The organism is Sphingobium cupriresistens, from assembly GCF_004152865.1.
GTDB classification, from domain to species: domain Bacteria; phylum Pseudomonadota; class Alphaproteobacteria; order Sphingomonadales; family Sphingomonadaceae; genus Sphingobium; species Sphingobium cupriresistens.
Map to the genome: position 1 here is coordinate 16,223 of NZ_SEOO01000020.1, position 20,695 is coordinate 36,917.

A 20,695-nucleotide genomic window follows, 5' to 3' on the forward strand; every position below is an offset into this window, starting at 1 on the left:
CCTCGGTCGGTCGGGCTGCGCACGGCCCGGCCGACTTCTTTTCGGAGACCCATCCGGCATGACCGACGTCACACTCTATCATTGGGAACCCAACGCCAATTCGGGAAAGCCCATGCTGGCATTGTTCGAAAAGGGCGTCGCGTTCGACAGCCATTATCTCGACCTGCTGAATTTCGACCAGCACAAGCCCGATTATCTGGCGGTCAACCCGCTCGGCACCATCCCGGCCATGACCCATGGCAAGCTGGTGCTGACCGAATCCACCGCGATCATGGAATATGTGGACGAGGCGTTCGACGGCCCGCGTCTGATGCCCGCCGACCCGATCGACCAGTGGCGCACGCGCTGGTGGATGAAGTTCATGGACCAGTGGCTCGCCCCCAGTTTCTCGATGATCGGCTGGAGCGTCTTCGTCGGCCCTTCGGTGCGGCAGAAAGACCCGGCGGAGTTGGAAGCGGCGATCGACCGCATTCCCATGCCCGAACGGCGCGTCGCCTGGCGCAAGGCGATCAATGGCGCCTTTTCGCCAGAGGAAATGACGGAATCGCAACGGCGCGTAGCCCTCGGCATCGGCTATCTGGAACAGGCGCTGGGTGAGCGGCAATGGCTGGCGTCGGACGAATATGGCCTGGCCGACATCAACGGCTTCAACCTCGCCTACGCCATGCCCTTGTCACAACCGCAGCTCTGCAATGACGAACTGACCCCCCACATCATGCGCTGGCTGCGCGCCATTTATGCGCGCCCCGCGACCCGCGCCTGCTGGGCGTTAGGCCGCACCGACCTCGCCCGCCGCATCTCCCTGCTCGAAAGCGAACCCGCATGACCGGCATCCTCTATCACGGCCAGCCCAATGGCCCGTCCTTCACCGTCCTCGCCGCCGCTTTCGAGAAAGGCGTCGATCTGGACTTGCGCGCGATCGATCTGGTCGCGGGCGAGCGCCACTCGACCGCCCTGCCCCACCCGATCGAAGTCGACCAGTCAATCGAGGGCGAAGGGCCCGTGCTGGTCGTAGATGGCGTGGCGATGACCGACAGCGTCTTCCTCGCCTGCTATCTGGATGAGGTGGGCAGCGGCCCCGCGATCCGCCCGGCCGATCCCTATGCCCGTTGGCAGATGATGGCATGGTGCCGTTATGTGATCGAGCGCGTGGCCCCAGCCGCCGCCGCGCTGGGCAATGCCGCCACGCCGCCGCCCGCCGTCCCCGCCGGCATCGCCAGTGCGGACCTGGACGCCCGCTGGGCGCAGGCGGTGGAAGCCAAGGTGGACGAAGCCCAACTGGCCGACAGCCGCAGCAAGATCTTCCAGGCGGTCGAGAAGATCGAGGCGCAACTGGCCGACGGGCGCGACTGGCTGATGGGCGACTTCTCGATCGCGGACCTCGAAACCCATGCCTGGCTGGCCGGAATGCGCGCCATCGTGCCAGACGCTTTCGCCGCCGCGCCGCTGACCGACGCGTGGGAAGCGCGGTTGCGCGCCCGCCCCGCCGTCGCACAAGCATTGGGCCTCGCCACCGTTCCCGAACCTGAAGCCATCTGGGCCATCGGCCCGGAGATCAACCGCTGGGGCTGATGGGATGCGCGCGATCGACTATTTCGACCGGGGCCATGATCTTGACCCCGAACGCCCCTGCCTGATCGATGCGGAGCACGGCGAAACGCTGAGCTTCGCGGCGGTCAGGGCGCAGACGATCAAGGTCGCCGCCGCGCTCCATGCGGCGGGCTTCCGCAATCAGCAACCGATCGCGCTCTATGGCCCCAATAGCGCGACGATGATGGTCGCCCTGCTCGCCATCTGGCGCGCCAATGGCCAGTGGGTGCCGGTCAACACCCGCAACGCCATCGACGCCAATGCCGCCTATCTCGATTATGTTCGCTGCGGCTGGCTCTTCTATCACAGCAGCCAGGCGGAGGATGTGGCGGCGCTCAAAGCGCGAGTCCCCAGCCTGACCCATTTCGTCTGCCTAGATCGTGCCTATGATGGCGATCCCTCGCTCGACCAGTTCATTGCGAACAGCGAGTTGGACAGCTTGCCGGACTTTTCCGATCCGTTCGGCAAGCCCGACGATGTGGTCGGCCTCTTCCCCACCGGGGGCACCACCGGCCCGTCCAAGGGGGTGGTGGTCACCAATCTGGGCTGGGGCACGATGATCGAGACGCTGGCGCATGCCGTAGACGGCAGAACCGCATCACCTGTCTCCCTCGTTGTCGCACCGATCACCCATGCGGCGGGTCCGGTGGCGCTGGCGACATTGTCGCTGGGGGCGACGCAAGTGATCCTGCCCGGCTTCGAGGCGGCCGCCGTGCTGGACACGATCGCGCGCCATCGCGTCACCCATGTTTATATGCCGCCGACCGCGCTCTACAACTTGCTCGACGCGCCGGAACGGGTGGGCAGCGACACGTCTTCGCTCAAGATATTCCTGCTGGTCGGATCGCCCGTCTCGCCGGAGAAATTACGGCAGGCGGTGGAGATATTCGGCCCCTGCCTCTGCCAGGCCTATGGCCAAGTGGAATCGCCGATGATCGTCACATGGCTCTCGCCGGAGGATGTCGCAGCGGCGGCGTCGGGCGACCGGCCCGAACGGCTAGCCAGTTGCGGCCGGCCCAGCCGCTCCGTCCGGGTCGCGATCATGGGTGAGGACGGCGCGCTGCTACCTGAGGGCGAGGCGGGCGAACTGGTGGTGCGCGGCGTATTGGTGTCCCGCGAATATTATGACATGCCCGATGCCACGGCCGAAGTCCGCACCCATGGCTGGCACCATACGGGTGACGTCGCCCGGCGCGACAAGGACGGCTATCTCTATATCGTCGATCGCAAGAAGGACATGGTCGTGTCCGGTGGCTTCAACGTCTTCACCGCCGAGGTGGAGGCTGCCGTTACCGAATTGCCCGCCGTGCGCGAATGTGCGGTGATCGGCATCCCCCATGAAAAATGGGGCGAGGCCGTCCATGCCATTGTCGTCGCCGACAATATCGGTGAAACAGAGATCATCTCCCACGCCAAGGCCCGGCTGGGTGGGGTGAAGGCGCCCAAGAGCGTCGCCTTCGTCCCCGCCATTCCCCGGACCGCCGCCGGAAAGATGGACAAGAAAGCCCTGCGCGCCGCCTATTGGACCGGCGCGCGGATGGTCAATTAGGTGACAGATGCAAACATCTGCACCGCATAAGGAGAGGAAGAGGATGCGGGTCGCGGTTGTGCTGCTGTTGGGAACGAGTCTGGCCCTGTCGGCCTGTGGCAAGGGCACGAGCCAGGACGTTACTGCCCCTGCCTCCACAGGCGAGGTGGACGCCGCGCGGATTATCGCCGCCAAGCCCGCCGAATGGCTGTCGACCGGCCGCACCTATGACGAGCAACGCTTCAGCCCGCTGTCCGCGATCAATCAGGATACGGTCGGCAAGCTGGGTCTCGCCTGGTCGGCGGACATGGACACCAATCGCGGGCAGGAAGCGACGCCGCTCTTCATCGACGGCACCCTCTATGTCTCCACCGCATGGAGCATGGTGAAGGCCTATGACGCGCGCAGCGGCAAACTGCTCTGGTCCTACGACCCGGCGGTGCCGCGCGAGACGCTGGTCAAGGCCTGCTGCGACGCGGTCAATCGCGGGGTGGCGGCATGGGGCGACAAGATCTTCGTCGGCACGCTCGACGGCCGGTTGATCGCGATCGACCGCAAGAGCGGCAAGTCCGTCTGGAGCGTCGTGACGCTGGACCAGACCAAGAACTACACCATCACCGGCGCGCCGCGCGTCGTGAACGGGTTGGTCGTCATCGGCAATGGGGGAGCGGAATTCGGAGCCCGCGGCTATGTCGCCGCCTATGATGCCGACACCGGCGCGGAGAAGTGGAAATTCTACACCGTCCCGGCCCAGCCCGGCACGGAGAAGGAGCCCGACTATCTGAAGAAAGCCGCCGCCACCTGGTATGGCGAATGGTGGAAACAGGGCGGCGGCGGCACCGTGTGGGACGCCATGGCCTATGACCCGGAACTCGATCTGCTCTATATCGGCGTCGGCAATGGCTCCCCCTGGAACCAGGCCTATCGGTCGGATGGCAAGGGCGACAATCTTTATCTGTCCTCGATCGTCGCGGTTCATGCGAAGACGGGCGAATATGCCTGGCATTACCAGACGACGCCCGGCGATAGCTGGGACTTCACCGCCACCCAGCATATCATGCTGGCCGACATGGAGATGGGCGGACAAAAGCGCAAAGTGCTGATGCAGGCGCCCAAGAACGGCTTCTTCTATGTGCTGGATCGCACCAACGGGAAGCTGCTGTCGGCCAAGAATTTCGTGCCGGTCAACTGGGCCAGCGGCATCGACATGAAGACCGGGCGACCGATCGAAAATCCGGAAGCGCGCTATTACAAGACCGGCAAGCCCTTCATCGGCTCCCCCGGCGCGACCGGCGCGCATAGCTGGCACCCGATGGCGTCCGACCCCAAGAGCCAGACCGTCTTCATCCCCGCCAATCTCGCCGCCTTCCCCTATATCCCGGAAAAGGGGTGGAAGGCGAACAAGCTGGGCTTCAATGTCGGCGTCGATATCGCCGCTGCCGCCATGCCCGCCGACAAGGCGGTGCGCGATGCGGCGATGAAGGCGACCACCGGCGCGCTGATCGCCTGGGACCCGGTGGCGCAGAAGGAGAAATGGCGCGTCTCGTACAAAGGACCATGGAATGGCGGCGTGCTCGCGACCGGCGGCGACCTGGTGTTTCAGGGGACCGCGACCGGCGATTTCAACGCTTATGCGAGCGCGGACGGCCGCAAACTATGGTCCTTTCCCGCCCAGAGCGGCATCGTCGCCGCGCCCATCAGCTACGAACTGGACGGCGCGCAATATGTCGCGGTGATGGCTGGTTGGGGCGGTGTATGGGCGTTGGCCCCCGGTATCCTGTCCGACAAGAGCGGGCCGAGCCGCAATATCAGCCGCCTGGTGGTGTTCAAGCTGGGCGGCAAGGCCGCCTTGCCCCCAGCGCCGCCGCTCACCGCCATGCCGCTCGATCCGCCGCCCTCCATCGCCAGCGCAGCGGACATAGCCGCCGGCGGCGCGCGTTTCGGCCGCTATTGCAGCACCTGCCATGGCGATTCCGCGGTCGGCGGCAGCATCGTCCCAGACCTGCGCCGCAGCGCGGCGCTGAACGACAAGGCGACCTGGCGGATGATCGTGCATGACGGCGCGCTCAAGGATAATGGCATGGTCAGCTTCGCGTCGATCTTCTCAGCCAAGGAGATCGAGGATATCCGCGCTTACGTCATCCATCGCGCCAATGAGGACAAGACACTGGAAAGCAAGCCCAATGCCCGTTGATCCGACCAAGGTTCTCGCCATCGACGTCCATGTCCATGCCGAAGTGTCGTGCCACGATCCCGAAGACCCGGTGATGGCCAAATATTTCGACGCGGCGTCGGCCTATTTCAAGGCGGACCGCAAGCGGCCGACCATTCCTGAAACCATCGCTTATTATCGGGCGCAGAATATCGCCTTCTGCCTGTTCACCGTCGATTGCGAGAGCGGCATCGGGGCCAAGCGGATCAGCAATTACGAAGTGGCGGAACTGGCCGCCAACGACAGCGACATCGTCATCCCTTTCGCCTCGATCGACCCGCGCAAGGGCAAGTTCGGCGCGCGCGAAGCCCGCGATCTGGTGGAGAATTACGGAGTCAAAGGCTTCAAATTCCACGGCATCATGCAGGATTGCCACCCGGCCGACCGGGTCGCCTATCCCATTTACGAAGTGATCGCCGAATATAAGCTGCCCGCCATCTTCCACACCGGCCATTCCGGCATGGGCACGGGGATGCGCGGTGGCGGCGGCGTGCGGCTGAAATATGGTCAGCCCATATTGGTGGACGATGTCGCGGTCGATTTTCCCGACATGAAGATCATCCTGGCCCATCCGAGCTGGCCCTGGACCGACGAAAGCCTGTCGATGGCGCTGCACAAGGATAATGTCTTCATGGACCTGTCCGGCTGGTCGCCCAAATATTTCCCCAAACAGGTGATTCAGTACGCCAACACGCAGTTGAAGCATAAAATGCTCTTCGGGTCCGACTGGCCGCTGATCCGCCCGGAAAAATGGATCGACGCCGCGCGGGAGGCAGGCTTCCGCGAAGAGGTGCTGCCGCTCATCATGAAGGATAATGCGGTCAAGCTGCTGGGACTGGGCTGAGCCAGGCTTTCGTCGATATAAAAAGCTGGCCGGGCGGCCCCTTTATCCGCCCGGCCAGAGTCATTTCTAACTCTCGACCTTTTCCCGCTTCTCGCCGCCCGGCACGCCATGGGCGACGCGCTTGGCATAATCGGGATCGTCCTGCGGCCGGGCGACCGCCGCCATCACCCGCTCATGGATATCCTCCAGCGTGCCGCGAAATTCAGGATAGGGCAGGATATAGAGCTGGTCCGCCTCCACGCCCTTGAGCACATAGCGCGCCAGCACTTCCGGCTCCATGCCGACCGCTATCACCTGCTTCAGATGCGCCATGACATCGGGGTCCGCGCCATAATATCCGCTATTCCGCTGATGCACCGGCCGGGTCAGCACCGCTTCGTGGATATTGCTGTTGACCGCACCGGGACACAACATCGATACGCCGATGCCATGATCGGCCAGATCCAGCGCCAGACATTCGCTGAGGCCCCGGATCGCCATTTTCGACGTGCAGTAAATGCCCGTCCCCTTGAGCGCGACGAAGGCGGACATCGACGCGGTGTTGACGATATGCCCGCCCTTGCCCCGTTCGATCATGCGCGGCACGAAGGTCTGGATGCCGTTGATGACCCCCTTCAAATTGACGTCCAACTGCCAGTCCCAGTCATCATAGGTGGCGTTCTGGAGCGGGCCGAAGATCGACACGCCCGCCGTGTTGAAGAGCAGTTCCACCGGCCCCAGCTTCGCCTCGACGTCGTCCGCGGCGCGGGCATAGGCGGCGCGGTCGGTGATATCCAGCTTTACCGCCATCACATCATGGCCGCGCCCGTCGAACCAGGCCATCGCCTCGTCCAGATGGTCCTGCCTTATGTCGGCGATCGCGACCTTGCACCCGGCCTGCGCGAAGACCTTCGCCTGCCCCAGCCCCACGCCCGATCCGCCCCCGGTGATGAAGGCGGTGCGGCCGGCAACCTGCGTCATGCCGCCAGTTCCTTCGCCTTGCGCCGCGCCAGTTGGTCGTCGAACACCGGATTGCCGAGCAGGAAGCCGATTTCCTTCGCCCGATCCTGATTGATCGTCTCATCGGGGAAGGAGGCCAGGATCGCGTCGAAGCGCGTCCGCATCCCGGCGGCGAATTCGGGGTGGGTCAGGATGTAGAGGTCGTTGGCGCGGATGCCGGCCAGCACCCGTTCGCCAACCTCGTCCGCGCTCATCCAAAGCGGCGACACAGGCCGCTTTTCCAGTTCCTCCTCGCGCTGGCGATAGCCGCTATCCTCGCGATATTCGGCGGGACGCAGTTCGCCGCTATGCGCGATATTGCTCTGCACCGGGCCGGGCATGAAGGCGGAGACGCCGATATTCTCCGCCGCCAGTTCGCCGCGAATGGCCTCGGAAATGCCCAGCACGGCCGCTTTGGCCGCGGTGTAGATGGCCGAATAGCCGATCGGGATCAGCGCCGATTGGGACGATGTGGTGACGATCTGCCCGCCCTCCCCATGCGCCTTGATGCGCGGCAGGATCGTGACCAGACCATTGATGACCCCGCCCAGATTGACGCCCATGCCCCAGTCCCAATCATCGAAACGCGCGTCCAGCACCGGTCCCATCACGCCCACCCCGGCATTGCCGACCAGAATATGAATCTTGCCGAAGCGCGCCTCCGCCGCGTCGGCGGCGCGGGCGAAGCCGGCACGGTCGGTGACGTCCAGTTGCACCGTTTCCACCTGTCCATCGGCGGCCAGATCGGCCTTCGCCTGCGCCAGGGCGTCCTCGCGAATATCGGCGATCACCACATTGGCGCCCGCCCGCACCAGCGCGCGGGCGATGCCAAGGCCAATGCCGTTCGCGCCGCCGGTGATGAAGGCCGTGCGGCCGCTGACGTCGCCCATGGGCGTTGCTGCTGTCTGTGTCATATCGATCCTCTCTCTTATTGTTTCAGGCCCAGCATCGCTCGCGCTTCGCCGGCACTGGCGACATCCGCGCCGATGCGTTCGATGATTTCGACGCCCCAACGCACCAGGTCGGCATTGTCCTGCGCCATCCTGCCCTTGCGCAGGTAGATCGTATCCTCGAACCCGACCCGCACATTGCCGCCCAGCAGCGCGGACTGCGCCGCCATGGGGAAGCTGTGGCGGCTGACGCCAAAGCCGGTGAACTGCGCCCCGCGCGGAATCTGGTTCCTGGAATAGAGCATCGCCTCGGTCGTCGCGGGCAGGCCATATTTGGTGCCCAGAACGAAGGTGAAGGGCGCATTTTTCGGAATCGCGCCCTTGGCCATCAGATCGTCGGCGAAGACGAAGTCGCCCGCTTCGAAACATTCGATTTCCGGCAGCACGCCTGCGTCCTGAATCATATGACCCATCTTGGTGATCATGGGATCAAGGTTGATCGCCACCCCGCCCCATAGCTGCATCGTGCAGATGTCGAGTGTGCACATGTCGGGCTTGAGATCGAGAATATGCTCCAGCCGCCGTTCGGCGGTGAACATCAAGGTGCCGGGGCCGCAGACGGCCGGATCTTCATCCCCCTGCATCCAGGTGCAGCCCGGCCCGGTGGTGACGTTCAGGATCACGTCGTTGTTCCTGGCGCGGATCAGGCCGACGACCTCGCGATAATCGTCCAGCGCCTGCGAGGGATCGCCGGTTTCGCGGTCGCGCACATGCAGATGGATGATCGCCGCGCCCGCCGCCGCCGCCGCCAGCGCTTCGGCCGCGACATGATCGGGGCGAAAGGGGAAATTGGGATGTGCCGGCATCGGTGAACTTCCGGTCACCGCGCAGGTCACAAATAGCTTGCCAGCCAATCTTACTCTCCTGTCCAGTCTCGGCTATGCTGCCGATCGCAGACCACAGGGTCTTGCAGAGGAGACGGCCCGCAAGAAGGCCGGTGGATGTCCCATTATTGCGAGTAACTGGATAAGGCATGGCACAGAGGGAAGAATTGTCGCGGTTCCTGAAAGCTGCGCGGGCGAAGCTGGCCCCGTCGGACGTCGGCCTGCCGCCGGGCGAACGCCGCCGCACGCGCGGGCTTCGGCGCGAAGAGGTGGCGACGCTCGCGGGGATGAGCGTCACCTGGTACACCTGGTTCGAGCAGGGGCGGGAGGTCCAGCTATCCGCGCCGATGCTGGAGCGATTGAGCCGGACGCTGCGCCTCAGCCCCAATGAGCGGGAATTTCTCTTCGCCCTGGCCCAGCATCGGCCGCCGCCGCTGGCGGGTCGCCCCGATGAAACGATTCATGTCGGCACCCAGCATCTGATGGATGCGCTGTCGATTCCCGCGCTGGTGATCGTGGAGGACTGGACCGTGATCGGCTGGAACCGGCTGGTCGGCCGGGCCTTTCGCGATTACAGCCCATTGCCGCGGGAGCAACGCAACCTCTTCCGCATCCTGATGCTGAACCCACGCTACCGCGCCGATCCAGACAAGTTCCAGGACATGTGCCGCCGCCTGATCGCGCGCTTCAAATGGGACTATAGCCGCACGGCCCAGCCGGAGGTGTTCGAAGGGATCATCGCCGACATGATGGAGCAGTCCGACTTCTTTCAGCGCTATTGGCAGGAATCGGAGATCATGGCCCATTTCGAGGACACGAACATCGCCGACATGCCCGGCGTGGGCGAAATCATGTTCCGCCACACCAGCTATGCGATCGAGGAAGCGCCGGGCCAACGCCTGCTGCTGTTCGCCCCGCTGGACGATGTCAGCGCCGCGCGGCTGGCTAAGCTGGTGGCGGAGACGGAGAGCGTCGCCGCCTGACCGGCGACGCTTAGTTCGTCTCGCGCTTCAGCCGCTCGGCCAGCGCCGCGATCTCGTCCGGCTCCAGCAGCCAGGTACGTGTCTTGCGCCCTTCGCGATGCACGGGCTGGGTCAGCAGCACGCGCGCCTGCGCCTTGGCTTCGGGCTTATAGAGTCCATAATGGACGGCGCAGTCGCGTATCGTGCCGATCAGCGGCGGTTTGCCGTCCAGGTCGATCATGGTCGCGGGCTGATCCCAGGGGATGGCGGCGACGCCGGGATATTTCTGTTCCATGGCGCCGGGACACCACGCCCCGGCACCGAAATCAAGACATAAGCGATAGACCTGGGCATCGTACGGCCAAAATCAGTGCAGCAGCGTCATCAGAATCGGGTCGCGCGTCGCGCCCGGATCGCGGCGAATTTCCGCCTCCTCCCGCCCGATCGCGCGAAAGATCGCATCGCCGATCTGGCCGGACACATTGTCGGCCAGCGCCGCATAATCCCTCCCCCCGCTGACGGAGAGCGCGGCGGACAGCATTTCGAACATGTCGGACCGCAGCGCGCGCGACGCACCGGGCAGCACCGCCTCTACCACCGATCCGCGCGCTTCGCGCGCCAGCAGGTCGGTCGCCGCCGTCGGGCCGCCACGCAGCACCGACACGGCATCGGCCAACGTCATGCGCTGCACCGCTTCCATCACGATCGGCGTGGCATTGTCGGCCAGATCGACCGCGACATCGTTGAGCGACCGGGCCACCTGATTGCGCACAGCGTTCGTGCGCAGCAAGGCGGACAGCACCGCGCCGCCCTTCCCGCCGCTCAGGTCCGGCGGCACGATCCGGGTCAACTGGTCGTCATAAAAGCCACCCGGTTCGGTCAGCCGGGCAAAGGCGCGCTCGCTCGACAGTTGAAGCAGCCGCCGCACCGCATCCTCGACGGTGTAGCGCCCCATCGGCGTGGCGCAGGCCGCCAGTGGCAGCAGCGCCAAGGCCGCGATCAGGCTGCGCCTGTCGGAAAGTCCGAATATTTGCTCCATGCCGCATCTCCCTTTTCGTGGCGGACGCTATGGCCCGGTCAGGCTTGCGGGGCGCTGAACGTGGATAAAGAACGCCATGCTCCCGCGAAGGCGAGAGTCCAGTTCAGGCGGCAGGACTGGGTTCCCGCCTGCGCGGGAACAGGCAACACTATGTAAAGAGCGCCCGCACAGAATCCGGCACCCGTTCCGCCCGCAATCCGCCCGGTCGGCTGGCGTCGGGCGCAGTCCATACCCGCTTTTCGACACAGTCCACGCACAGCCGCCCGTTTAGCGACAATCGATGCGTCACGGTGAAGCTGCTGTTGCCGAACAGGGGCGCGTCCGCCTCCACCAGCACATCGTCGCCATAAGCGGTCGGCACGAAGAAACGCGCCGATACATCGACCATCGGGAATCCGGCGAAGGGCATGGTCGCCAGCATGTCCCGCTTCTTGGGCAGGCCAGCCTGTTCGAACAGCAACATCGTGCTTTCGCCGAAAATGTCGAAATAACGCGGCGCATGGACGATACCGGCGGGGTCGCAATGGCCCCATTCGATGCGGACGATCCGCTGGAAAAAAGCGTTCACGCGAGAATGGTCTTTCCCTGCCTGGTCGTTTTTTCCGCCATTTCCGCGTCAGTCGGCGGCGTGGGAATGAGCAGTCCGCGCTGCACCGCGGGCCGCGCTGAAATCCTGTCGAACCAGCGCTCAAGGTGGGGGAAGCCGCCCATATCGACCCCGGCCCACTCATGGCCGCGCACCCAGGGGAAGCAGGCGATGTCGGCGATCGAATAGTCGCCCACCAGATAATCGCGGGTCGCGAGGTGCGTGTCCATCACGCCGAACAGGCGCTGGCTTTCACGCACATAACGATCGATCACCGATGGCAGTTTCTCGTCGAAATAACGGTTGAAGACCGTCGCCTGCCCCATCATCGGGCCGAGGCCGGACATCTGCCACATCACCCACTGGATGACGCGGCTGCGGTCCCGCGCGTCGGTGGGGAGGAAGCGGCCGTATTTCTCCGCCAGATACAGCAGAATCGCACCGGATTCGAAGATGGCGAAATCCCCCGCGTCATGATCGACCAGCGTCGGGATGCGGCCATTGGGGTTGAGCGCGACATACCAGTCCTGTTTCTGGACGCGATCGGTCAGCGCAATCGGCGTGACCTTATAGGGCTCGCCCAGTTCCTCCAGCAGGATCGAGACTTTCCACCCGTTGGGCGTCTCCGACGTCAGCAGTTCCAGCATCATTCTCTCCGGCTTTTCTTGTCACCATCCAAAGCAAAGCCCTGGCCCCGCCGCAAGACGAGTGGCGGCGCTATCATTGCCACTGACAGGTTGGACGGCCCGGATTACCGGGTAGTCGCGCTGATAGTATCGACAGACGACTTGCGGCCTGCCCGATCGACGGCCAGTTTCATGCCTGAAGGCGCACCAGACGCCATAACCATAAGGTGAGGATGAACAGCGCATGTTGACGCTCTACAGCTTCGGTCCGGCTGCCAACAGCCTGAAGCCCCTGCTGGCCCTGTATGAAAAGGGGCTGGATTTCACGCCCCGCTTCGTAGACCCGACCCGGTTCGAACATCATGAGGATTGGTTCAAGGCGATCAATCCGCGCGGTCAGGTGCCGGCGCTGGACCATGACGGCCATATCATCACCGAATCGACCGTGATCTGCGAATATCTGGAGGATGCCTTTCCGAATGCTACGCGCTTGCGCCCGACCGATCCGGTGCAGATCGCGGAGATGCGCGTATGGACCAAATGGGTGGATGAATATTTCTGCTGGTGCGTGTCCACCATCGGCTGGGAACGGATGATCGGCCCGATGGCGCGCAAGCTGTCCGACGCCGAGTTCGAGGAGAAGCTGAAACATATCCCCATCCCCGAACAGCGAGCCAAGTGGCGCAGCGCCCGCGCCGGCTTCCCCCAGGCGGTGCTGGACGAGGAAATGCGCAAGATCCGCGTATCGATAGACCGGCTGGAACAGCGCCTGTCGCAAAGCCACTGGCTGGCGGGCGACGACTATACGCTGGCCGATGTCTGCAACTTCGCGATCGCGAACGGGATGCAGTTTGGCTATGCCGACATCGTCAACGGGGAGGCGACGCCGCATCTGGTCGCCTGGATCGAGCGCATCAATGCCCGTCCCGCCGCGCAGGCCATGTTCGCCAAATCCAAGAGCGAAATGCCGCCCCGTCCCACCGCGACGGCGGCCTGATCCATGGGCTGGCAGGATGAACCGGCCGCGGGAGGACTGCGCATGTACCATATTCCCGGCTGCCCCTTTTCCGAACGGATCGAGCTGCTGCTCGATCTGAAGGGATTGCAGGGCATCATGGCCGATCATCAGATCGACATAGCGCAGCCCCGCCCCGACTGGCTGCTCGCCAAGACGCGCGGGACCACGGCGCTGCCCGCGCTGGAGCTGGAAAATGGCGCGACCCTGAAGGAGAGCATGGTCATCATGCGCTATGTCGAGGATCGCTATCCCGATCCGCCGGTGGCGCGGCAAGACCCCTACGAACATGCGGTCGAAGCGATGCTGTGTGCGACCGACGGCCAGTTCACCGGCGCGGGATATCGCATGATCCTCAATCGCGACCCGGCGAAGCGGGACGAGCATAAGGCGGAGGTGGACGCGCAATATGCGCGGCTGGACGACTATCTGCGCCATTACGCGCCGGATGGCGATTTCCTGTTCGACCGGTTCGGCTGGGCGGAGGTCGCCTTCACCCCGATGTTCAAGCGGCTCTGGTTCCTCGACTATTATGAAGCCTATCAAATCCCGCAGCACCTGACCCGGCTGCTGCGCTGGCGCGAGGCGTGCCTGTCGCATCCGGTAGCGCAGCGCCATCATGGCCATCGCGAACTGATGACGCTCTATTATGACTACAGTCAGGGTGGCGGCAATGGTCGCTTGCCCGAAGGCCGCACCGTCTCCAGCTTCGCGCTCGAACCGCCCTGGAACAACCGCCCGCTGCCGCCGCGCGACAAATGGGGGGCGCGCGCCACCGACGCCGATCTCGGCCTTCTTCCCGCATAAGGATTTTCCCATGCCCAATACGCTGCAACATTATATCGATGGCCTATGGGTCGACAGTCAGGGCGGCCGCACCGTCGCTGTCATCAACCCCGCCACCGACCAGAACGCCGCCGACCTGATCCTCGGCACCGCCGCCGATGTCGACGCGGCCGTGGTCGCGGCTCGCCGGGCGTTCGAGACATATTCCCAGACCAGCCGCGAGGAGCGCGTCGCGCTGCTCGAACGGATCGTCGGCGAATATCAAAAGCGTGTCCCCGACATCGCCCGCGCCATCGCCACGGAAATGGGCTGCCCTATCTCCATGGCGCAAACAGCGCAGGCGGGATCGGGCCTGGGCCATCTGGGGCAGGCGCTCAACGCGCTCAAAAATTACGAATTTTCCGAGAAGATCGGCGACAATCGGGTCGTGCGCGAACCGATCGGCGTGGTTGCGCTCATCACGCCCTGGAACTGGCCGATGAACCAGATCCTCGCCAAGGTCGGCCCGGCGTTGGCGGCTGGCTGCACGATGATCCTGAAACCGTCGGAAGAAGCCCCTAGCTGCGCCGCCATCTTCGCGGAAATTCTGGATGCCGCGGGCGTGCCGCCGGGCGTCTTCAACCTGGTGCAGGGCGATGGCGAGGGCGTGGGCACCGCGCTCGCCCAACATCCCGACATCGACATGGTGAGCTTCACTGGTTCCACCCGCGCAGGGATCATGGTGGCCAAGAATGCCGCCGATACGGTCAAGCGCGTCGCACAGGAACTGGGCGGCAAGTCGCCCAACATCATTCTGCGAGGCACGCCGCTCGACAAGGCGCTGCCCGGCGGCGTGGGCGGTGTGCTGCTCAACAGCGGCCAGAGCTGCGTCGCGCCCACCCGGATGCTGGTCCACAAGTCCCAGCATGACGAAGCGGCGGAAAAGGTCGGCGCGCTGTTCGCCGCCAAGAAGGTCGGCGATCCACAGGTCGAGGGCGATCATATCGGCCCGGTCGTCAGCCAGCGCCAGTGGGACCGCATCCAGGGCCTGATCCAGACCGGCATCGACGAAGGCGCGACCCTTGTCACCGGCGGCACCGGTCGGCCCGAAGGGTTGAGCCAGGGCAGCTATGTTCGTCCCACCGTCTTCGCCAACGTCACGCCGGACATGACGATCGCCAAGGAGGAGATTTTCGGCCCCGTCCTGGTCCTCATGCCCTATGAGGATGATGAGGACGCGATCCGCATCGCCAACGACACGCCCTATGGGCTGGGCGCCTATGTCGCGGGCGATCCCGCCCATGCGCGCAAGTTCGTCAGCCGCATCCGGGCGGGGGCCGTGTTCGTCAATGCCGGTGGCCTGGCCTTCGACATGCCGTTCGGCGGCTACAAGCAATCGGGCAATGGCCGCGAATTCGGCAAGTTCGGGCTGGAGGAATTTCTGGAGGTGAAATCGGTGATCGGCGCGCTGCCAGAGGACGTCGACTGATGGCCAGCCTGCCGATCGCCGCCGATGTCGAGGATAGCGCGCGGCAGGCGCCCGCGCTGATCCGCTATCTCGATGAAGGCGACTTCGTCACGCGGCGCTATGTGTCGCGTGGCGTGGAGATCAACACCGGCACCTATGGCGATCATCGCATGATGGTGCGCGACGGGATGCCGATCCGCGACCATTTCCGGTTCGACACCCATGGCTTCATGCTGGGCAAACATCATAGCGGCATCGCCGATTTCTTCGACAAGGCAGAGGTCGATCGCCTCTATCTGCGCGAATGTGAAGAGGCGATCCGCGCGCTGACCGGCGCAACCTGCGTGTCAGCGGGCGGCTGGATGATCCGCACCTCCGCCGATCTCACCGCCCGCGCCCAGGAAAAGGTCGAGCATTACCGCCATGAAGGCGGCATCCAGCCACCTGCGGGCGAGGCCCATGTCGATTATAACGAAATCACCGGCCGCCGCGCCGCCGAGCGCGCCTATGCCGCCGCCTTCCCCGATGGTCCGGGTTATAAACGCTATGTCTGCGTCAGTTTCTGGCGCACCTTCACGCCCGGCCCGCAGGACTGGCCGCTGGCGGTGTGCGACGGCCGCACCGTGTCGGACGAGGAGGCGACGTCCAACACCCTGTTCGTGGTCGATGCATTTCCCGGCGGCGACGCGCTGACCGCCCCGGTCGCGGGCGAGGACCAGATGATCGCCGCCTCCATCTTCCGCCATCGGGACCGGCATCGCTGGTGGTATTTTTCGAACATGATGGCGGACGATGTGTTGCTGTTCAAATTTCAGGACAGCGATCATGATGTCACCTGGCGCTGCCCCCACACCGCGTTCCACGACAGCAGCCTGCCGGACACGAAAACGCGCTCCAGTATAGAAGTCCGGGCGGTGGCGTTCTTCGAATAGGTTAGCGTGCTACCAGCGCAGCAACCCGATCAGTTCCTGCCGCCAGGGCCATAGCAATATCGCGTTCAGCATCAGCGTCACGATCCCGAACGCATATTCGACCACGCCCGGATCGAGCACGAAATTCCAATAGCCGATCACGATATTGAGCGGCACGCAGGCCAGCGCGGCGGGCAGCACCGCCCGGTTCGCCAGGATCAGCAGCGCGGCGACCACCTCCATCAGCTTGATCCAGGCGAACAGGCCGCTATGGATCAGCGCCAGCGTGAATTCCTGCGCCAACGGCGTATTGCCCAGCGGCTGGAGGTCGAAGGGGGTGAAATATTCCACCCCCGAAAACAGGAACCAGCCGCCAAAGATGATCCGGGCGGCGGTGAAGGCACCGCCGGTGCCGCGCCCCTGCGCATTAAGGGCGATCATCGTCAGAAGCCCGCGGGCGCGCCGTCGAGCAGGATCGTCTTGCTTTCCAGATAGGGGTGTAGCCCTTCCACCCCGCCTTCGCGGCCGATGCCGGACTGTTTGAACCCGCCGAAGGGCAGGCCGAATTCCAGCTTCATGCCATTCTGCCCGAAGCCGCCCGCACGGATGCGCCGGCCGATGCGATAGGCCGCGTCGGCATCATTGGTCAGCACCGATCCGTTCAACCCGAAGCTGCTGTCATTGGCGATGCGGATCGCATCCTCCTCATCCTCGGCAGGGATCAGGCAGAGGACCGGGCCGAAAATCTCCTCCTGCGCGATGCGGCTGGCGTTATCGACATTGGCGAACAGGGTCGGTTCGATGAAATAGCCTTTGTTCAGATGCGCCGGACGGTTGCCGCCGGTCACCAGATCGGCGCTTGTCCGACCCAAGGCGATATAGTCCTCCACCCGATCAAGCTGGCGCTTCATCGCCACCGGGCCAAGCTGGGTGTCGGGCGCGTCGCTATGGCCGATGCGGACGCCCTGCATCACCTTGGCGATGGCGGCGGCCAGTGCGTCATGGCGATGTTTGGGCACGATCGCGCGGCTCAGCATGGCGCACACCTGGCCGCTCATGATGGTGATGGTGTTGCCCAGGATCGCGGCGGCGGCCTCGATCGGGAAGTCGTCGCGCACGATCGCCGCCGACTTGCCGCCCAGTTCCAATGTGCAGCGCGCCACGCGCCCGGCGCATACTTCGCCGATCCGCTTGCCCGCCAGCGTCGATCCGGTGAAGGTTACCTTGTCGATGCCGGGGTTGCGCACCAGATGGTCGGATGCATCGCGCCCGGCCGCAACCAGATTGACGACGCCCGCCGGCACGCCCGCCGCCGCCGCCGCTTCGGCCATGATATAGGCCTCCAGCGGGGTTTCGGGCGAGGGTTTCATGATGACGGTGCAGCCCGCGACCAGCGCATAGGCGACCTTCGCCGACATGATGCCATAGGGCGCGTTCCACGGCGCGATCGCCGCGACCACGCCTGCGGGTTCCTGCACCACGATGGCGGTGTTGACCATGTGCGACGGCCGCCGCTCCACAAAGGGATAGCTGTCGGCATAGCCGGCGATCGCCATCAGTGTCGCGGTCGCGCCGCCGGTCATGACCGGCGCGAAACTGGCGAGGCCGCCGACCTGCGCGGTCCAGGCGGCCGCCAGTTCGGGCGCGCGCTTTTCCAGTTCGACGCCCATCCGCCGCAGACAAGCCCCACGCTCGGCCGGGTCCATGGTCGGCCACGGCCCTTCATCGAACGCCTTGCGTGCGGCGGCGACGGCGCGGTCCATGTCCGCTTCCGTGCCGTCGGCGACGCGGGCGACCACTTCCTCGCTATTGGGCGACACGATCTCAATCACGCCGTCACCGGTGGAATCGATCCATTCGCCGCCGATGAACAATTTATCGGGATGGGCGATGCGGATGGCGTCGGGGGTCATGCTGTCCATTTCCTCTCAAAAGCTCTTCTTGACCGTCGCGGTCCATTCGCGCGGACGGCCAACCGTGCCGGTGACGACGCCGAAGGTGCCGACATTTTCCGCCACGCCATTATAGTAGAATGTGTCGAAGACATTGGTCACGCCCACGCTGAGCGACCAGTCCTTGTCCGCCGCCTGATAGGTCAGTCGCGCATTGACCAGGCTGGGCGCGTCGATCAGATTATAGGGGTTGTTGACCGAATTATAATAGAAATCGGAGCGCCAGGACCAGTCGATCCGCGGCGTCAGCGTGCCGTTGCCGCCCAGGTCCGCTTCATATTGCACGCCCGCCGACAACTGCCATTTGCTGATGAACGGCGCGATCATGTCCTTCGTCACCAGCGTCGCCGGGTTGGTGATCGTCTTATAGTCGAAATCCAGATAGCCGACCGACGCATCGAACGACAGACCGTCCGCCGGGCGCAGTTGCGCTTCCAGCTCCCATCCGAACACTTCGGCGTCGCCCGCATTGGACGGCACCGAACAGGACAGGACTATGCTTTCCGGGCACTGGTAGCGGACGAGCTGCATGTCGTTATATTTGTTGAGGAACACCGCGCCGTTCAGGCGCAGCATGCGGCCAAGCAGATCGGCCTTGAACCCAGCTTCATAGGTGGTCAGCTTTTCCGGGCCGAATGTCTGGACCTGGTCGGGCGCGGACGGACGCGGATTGATGCCGCCGCCCTTGAAGCCGGTCGATAGCTGGGCGTAGGTCATCATTTCGTCCGACCAGCGATAATTGACGCCGATGCGGTAATCGACCCGGTTGCCCTTGAACGTGCCGGTCAGCCCATCCAGCCCGACGAGCAGGAAATTGGGCGTGAAGAAGGCACCGCTCGGCAAGCTGCCGTCCACATTGCGGCGCGAATAGCGATAGGTCTTCTTGTCGTCGGTATAACGCAGACCGCCGATGATATTGAAAGCGTCGGTCACATGAAACTCGCCATGGGCGAAGGCCGATATGCTGCGATTCTTGATCACGTCGTCCGACAGGAAATCGAACAACAAGGTCGGGATCTGGCTGCGGCCCTGAATCGTGTCGGTGGCGTTATAATAGAAGCCGCCGACGGTCAGGTCGACCAGATCGTTGAAATTGGCGCTCAGGCGCAGTTCCTGCGTGAACTGCTCATGACCGTAGGTGAATTGCTGCAACAGGATCGCGAGCGGCGATCCATCGACGTCGATCGCGCTGGTGCCGTCGGCGCTGCGATAGCCGGTGATCGATTTCATCTTCAGACTGTCCGACAGGTCATAGTCGATCGTGCCCGACAGGCCCCATGCCTTGACCGTGCTGGTCGGGCTGGCGGTGAAGCCGCCCGGCGCGATCTGGGTCGGGATGCCGAATACGGTCGTATAATTGCCGCCGGTCGCATAGGTCGCGTAGGAACTATAGCTCTTCGCCCCGGTCATGAAACGGCTGTCGAACGGGATGCCTGCGGTCGGATCACCCGCGACATAGCTGCGCACCGACGGATTGTCAGCGTAGAGCAATTTGGTCGCCACCGTCTCGCTCTTGTCCTTCGACACGTCGGCGACGATGTTGATTTCCAGCGGCGATCCGGCCGGCGCGTAGCGCAGCGCGGCACGCAAGGCCATCACGTCGATCCCGCCTTCGGTGCCGATCTGGCAGTTCTTGTTGCCGCTGCTGGCCGGGATGCCCGACGTCGGGTTGACGCAGCCATAATCGAGCAGCTTCATATAGCCATCGACATTCTTCGACACGCCCGACACGCGCAGGAACAGGTCGTCGGTCAGCGGAATATTCGCGCTGCCGCGCAGTTCCAGCCGGTCGAACCGGCCATAGGTCGCCTCGCCAAAACCGCCGGCCGTGGAATCCGGCTTCTTGCTGAACAATTTCACCGCGCCGCCGACGCTGTTCTTGCCGGCCAGCGTGCCCTGCGGCCCGCGCAGCACCTCGACCCGCTCCAGGTCGGTCAGGTCCATGACCGCGCCGAAGGTCGTGCCATAATAGATATCGTCGATATATATGCCGACGCCCGGCTCCAGCGCGAAACTGGCGTCAAGCTGCCCCACGCCGCGGATAAAGGCGGCCACGGCATTGCCCTGGATGCTAGTCGCGGGGGCCAGAGCGACGTTCGGCGCGAACTGGCCCAGATCGGTGACGCTGGTCTGGCTGCGCGCCGCCAGCGTATCGGCCGACACCGCGGTGATCGCGATCGGCGTATCCTGCAAATTCTGCGCGCGGAACTGGGCGGTGACGATGATGTCGGCTGCGCCGGCCTGATCGGCGGGCTGGTCGGGCGTCGCCGCCTCCTGCGCCAGTGCGGGCGCGGCGATCATCGCCGCCGCCAACGCCAAACCCGCTACACGCCCGTGAAACCGGCTCTTCCAGATTGTCGCCATTATCTTTTCCTCCCTCATATGATGGCCGCCAGGCGCAGGGGAGGAAGCGCCGGACCAGCCATTACCGGTTCCGGTGGGGGC

The 20,695-nt window shown here is 64.3% G+C and carries 20 protein-coding genes; 10 read left to right on the top strand and 10 right to left on the bottom strand.

The genetic code is table 11. The features are described from left to right. Positions 1 to 58 precede the first annotated feature (58 nt). The 5 genes from EWH12_RS12890 to EWH12_RS12910 are packed head-to-tail and all read left to right on the top strand — an operon-like array spanning position 59 to position 6,174. Complete coding sequence (locus EWH12_RS12890) at positions 59 to 826, top strand: glutathione S-transferase family protein (protein WP_129926839.1); 768 nt, start codon at positions 59 to 61, stop codon at positions 824 to 826. After that, positions 823 to 1,572 (top strand): glutathione S-transferase family protein, encoded by a 750-nt coding sequence (locus EWH12_RS12895; protein ID WP_129926840.1) that lies wholly within the window; start codon positions 823 to 825, stop codon positions 1,570 to 1,572. The genes EWH12_RS12890 and EWH12_RS12895 overlap by 4 nt, the downstream gene beginning before the upstream one ends. 4 nt (positions 1,573 to 1,576) lie before the next feature. Next, positions 1,577 to 3,139, top strand: a complete 1,563-nt coding sequence (locus tag EWH12_RS12900; protein ID WP_129926841.1) for an AMP-binding protein — start codon at positions 1,577 to 1,579, stop codon at positions 3,137 to 3,139. A gap of 43 nt (positions 3,140 to 3,182) precedes the next feature. Further along, positions 3,183 to 5,312, top strand: a complete 2,130-nt coding sequence (locus EWH12_RS12905) for a PQQ-dependent dehydrogenase, methanol/ethanol family (protein ID WP_129926842.1) — start codon at positions 3,183 to 3,185, stop codon at positions 5,310 to 5,312. Further along, a complete protein-coding gene (locus tag EWH12_RS12910; RefSeq protein ID WP_120252656.1) occupies positions 5,302 to 6,174 on the top strand; it encodes an amidohydrolase family protein in 873 nt (290 codons plus the stop codon). Before EWH12_RS12905 ends, EWH12_RS12910 begins: the two co-directional genes overlap by 11 nt. 66 nt (positions 6,175 to 6,240) lie before the next feature. Here the strand turns inward: EWH12_RS12910 and EWH12_RS12915 are convergent, their stop codons facing one another. The 3 genes from EWH12_RS12915 to EWH12_RS12925 are packed head-to-tail and all read right to left on the bottom strand — an operon-like array spanning position 6,241 to position 8,938. Next, positions 6,241 to 7,134 (bottom strand): SDR family oxidoreductase, encoded by an 894-nt coding sequence (locus tag EWH12_RS12915; RefSeq protein WP_066609190.1) that lies wholly within the window; start codon positions 7,132 to 7,134, stop codon positions 6,241 to 6,243. Beyond that, entirely contained in the window at positions 7,131 to 8,066 is a 936-nt protein-coding gene (locus EWH12_RS12920) for an SDR family NAD(P)-dependent oxidoreductase (RefSeq protein ID WP_129926843.1), read from the bottom strand. The genes EWH12_RS12915 and EWH12_RS12920 overlap by 4 nt, the downstream gene beginning before the upstream one ends. 14 nt (positions 8,067 to 8,080) lie before the next feature. After that, the gene (locus EWH12_RS12925) at positions 8,081 to 8,938 is read right to left on the bottom strand and encodes a beta-keto acid cleavage family enzyme (RefSeq protein WP_269076455.1); all 858 of its coding nucleotides are present in this window, start codon (positions 8,936 to 8,938) and stop codon (positions 8,081 to 8,083) included. A gap of 137 nt (positions 8,939 to 9,075) precedes the next feature. Between EWH12_RS12925 and EWH12_RS12930 the strand changes: the two genes are divergently transcribed. Further along, positions 9,076 to 9,909, top strand: coding sequence for a helix-turn-helix transcriptional regulator (locus tag EWH12_RS12930; protein ID WP_066609187.1), 834 nt, complete (start codon positions 9,076 to 9,078; stop codon positions 9,907 to 9,909). Between the two features lie 10 nt (positions 9,910 to 9,919). Here EWH12_RS12930 and EWH12_RS12935 read toward each other — a convergent pair whose 3' ends face one another. The 4 genes from EWH12_RS12935 to EWH12_RS12950 form a co-directional block, all read right to left on the bottom strand. Next, entirely contained in the window at positions 9,920 to 10,183 is a 264-nt protein-coding gene (locus EWH12_RS12935; RefSeq protein ID WP_066609186.1) for a sulfatase-modifying factor protein, read from the bottom strand. A gap of 72 nt (positions 10,184 to 10,255) precedes the next feature. Further along, positions 10,256 to 10,927, bottom strand: coding sequence for a DUF4197 domain-containing protein (locus EWH12_RS12940; RefSeq protein ID WP_129926844.1), 672 nt, complete (start codon positions 10,925 to 10,927; stop codon positions 10,256 to 10,258). Between the two features lie 148 nt (positions 10,928 to 11,075). Further along, positions 11,076 to 11,495 (bottom strand): acyl-CoA thioesterase, encoded by a 420-nt coding sequence (locus EWH12_RS12945; RefSeq protein ID WP_129926845.1) that lies wholly within the window; start codon positions 11,493 to 11,495, stop codon positions 11,076 to 11,078. Then, positions 11,492 to 12,163 (bottom strand): glutathione S-transferase family protein, encoded by a 672-nt coding sequence (locus tag EWH12_RS12950; RefSeq protein ID WP_242496047.1) that lies wholly within the window; start codon positions 12,161 to 12,163, stop codon positions 11,492 to 11,494. Before EWH12_RS12950 ends, EWH12_RS12945 begins: the two co-directional genes overlap by 4 nt. 220 nt (positions 12,164 to 12,383) lie before the next feature. Here EWH12_RS12950 and EWH12_RS12955 point away from each other — a divergent pair, with 220 nt between their 5' ends. From EWH12_RS12955 to EWH12_RS12970, 4 genes are read left to right on the top strand one after another with little or no spacing between them, the layout of a single operon-like run. Next, a complete protein-coding gene (locus EWH12_RS12955; protein WP_129926846.1) occupies positions 12,384 to 13,136 on the top strand; it encodes a glutathione S-transferase family protein in 753 nt (250 codons plus the stop codon). A 3-nt stretch (positions 13,137 to 13,139) separates the two neighbouring features. Further along, on the top strand, positions 13,140 to 13,961 hold the full coding sequence (locus tag EWH12_RS12960) for a glutathione S-transferase family protein (protein WP_242496048.1): 822 nt from the start codon (positions 13,140 to 13,142) through the stop codon (positions 13,959 to 13,961). 10 nt (positions 13,962 to 13,971) lie between these two features. Beyond that, entirely contained in the window at positions 13,972 to 15,408 is a 1,437-nt protein-coding gene (locus EWH12_RS12965) for an aldehyde dehydrogenase family protein (protein WP_066609182.1), read from the top strand. Then, positions 15,408 to 16,319 carry a CmcJ/NvfI family oxidoreductase gene (locus EWH12_RS12970; protein ID WP_129926847.1) on the top strand — a complete coding sequence of 304 codons (912 nt, stop codon included), beginning with the start codon at positions 15,408 to 15,410 and terminating at the stop codon, positions 16,317 to 16,319. The genes EWH12_RS12965 and EWH12_RS12970 overlap by 1 nt, the downstream gene beginning before the upstream one ends. A 9-nt stretch (positions 16,320 to 16,328) precedes the next feature. On the opposite strand, the gene EWH12_RS12975 is transcribed toward EWH12_RS12970, so the two are convergent. Genes EWH12_RS12975 through EWH12_RS12985 form a run of 3 tightly spaced genes read right to left on the bottom strand, consistent with a single transcriptional unit; the run spans position 16,329 to position 20,614 of the window. Next, entirely contained in the window at positions 16,329 to 16,739 is a 411-nt protein-coding gene (locus tag EWH12_RS12975) for a hypothetical protein (protein ID WP_129926848.1), read from the bottom strand. A 2-nt stretch (positions 16,740 to 16,741) separates the two neighbouring features. Next, a complete protein-coding gene (locus EWH12_RS12980; protein ID WP_129926849.1) occupies positions 16,742 to 18,211 on the bottom strand; it encodes an aldehyde dehydrogenase in 1,470 nt (489 codons plus the stop codon). 15 nt (positions 18,212 to 18,226) lie between these two features. Further along, entirely contained in the window at positions 18,227 to 20,614 is a 2,388-nt protein-coding gene (locus EWH12_RS12985) for a TonB-dependent receptor (RefSeq protein ID WP_129926850.1), read from the bottom strand. Positions 20,615 to 20,695: the final 81 nt, after the last annotated feature.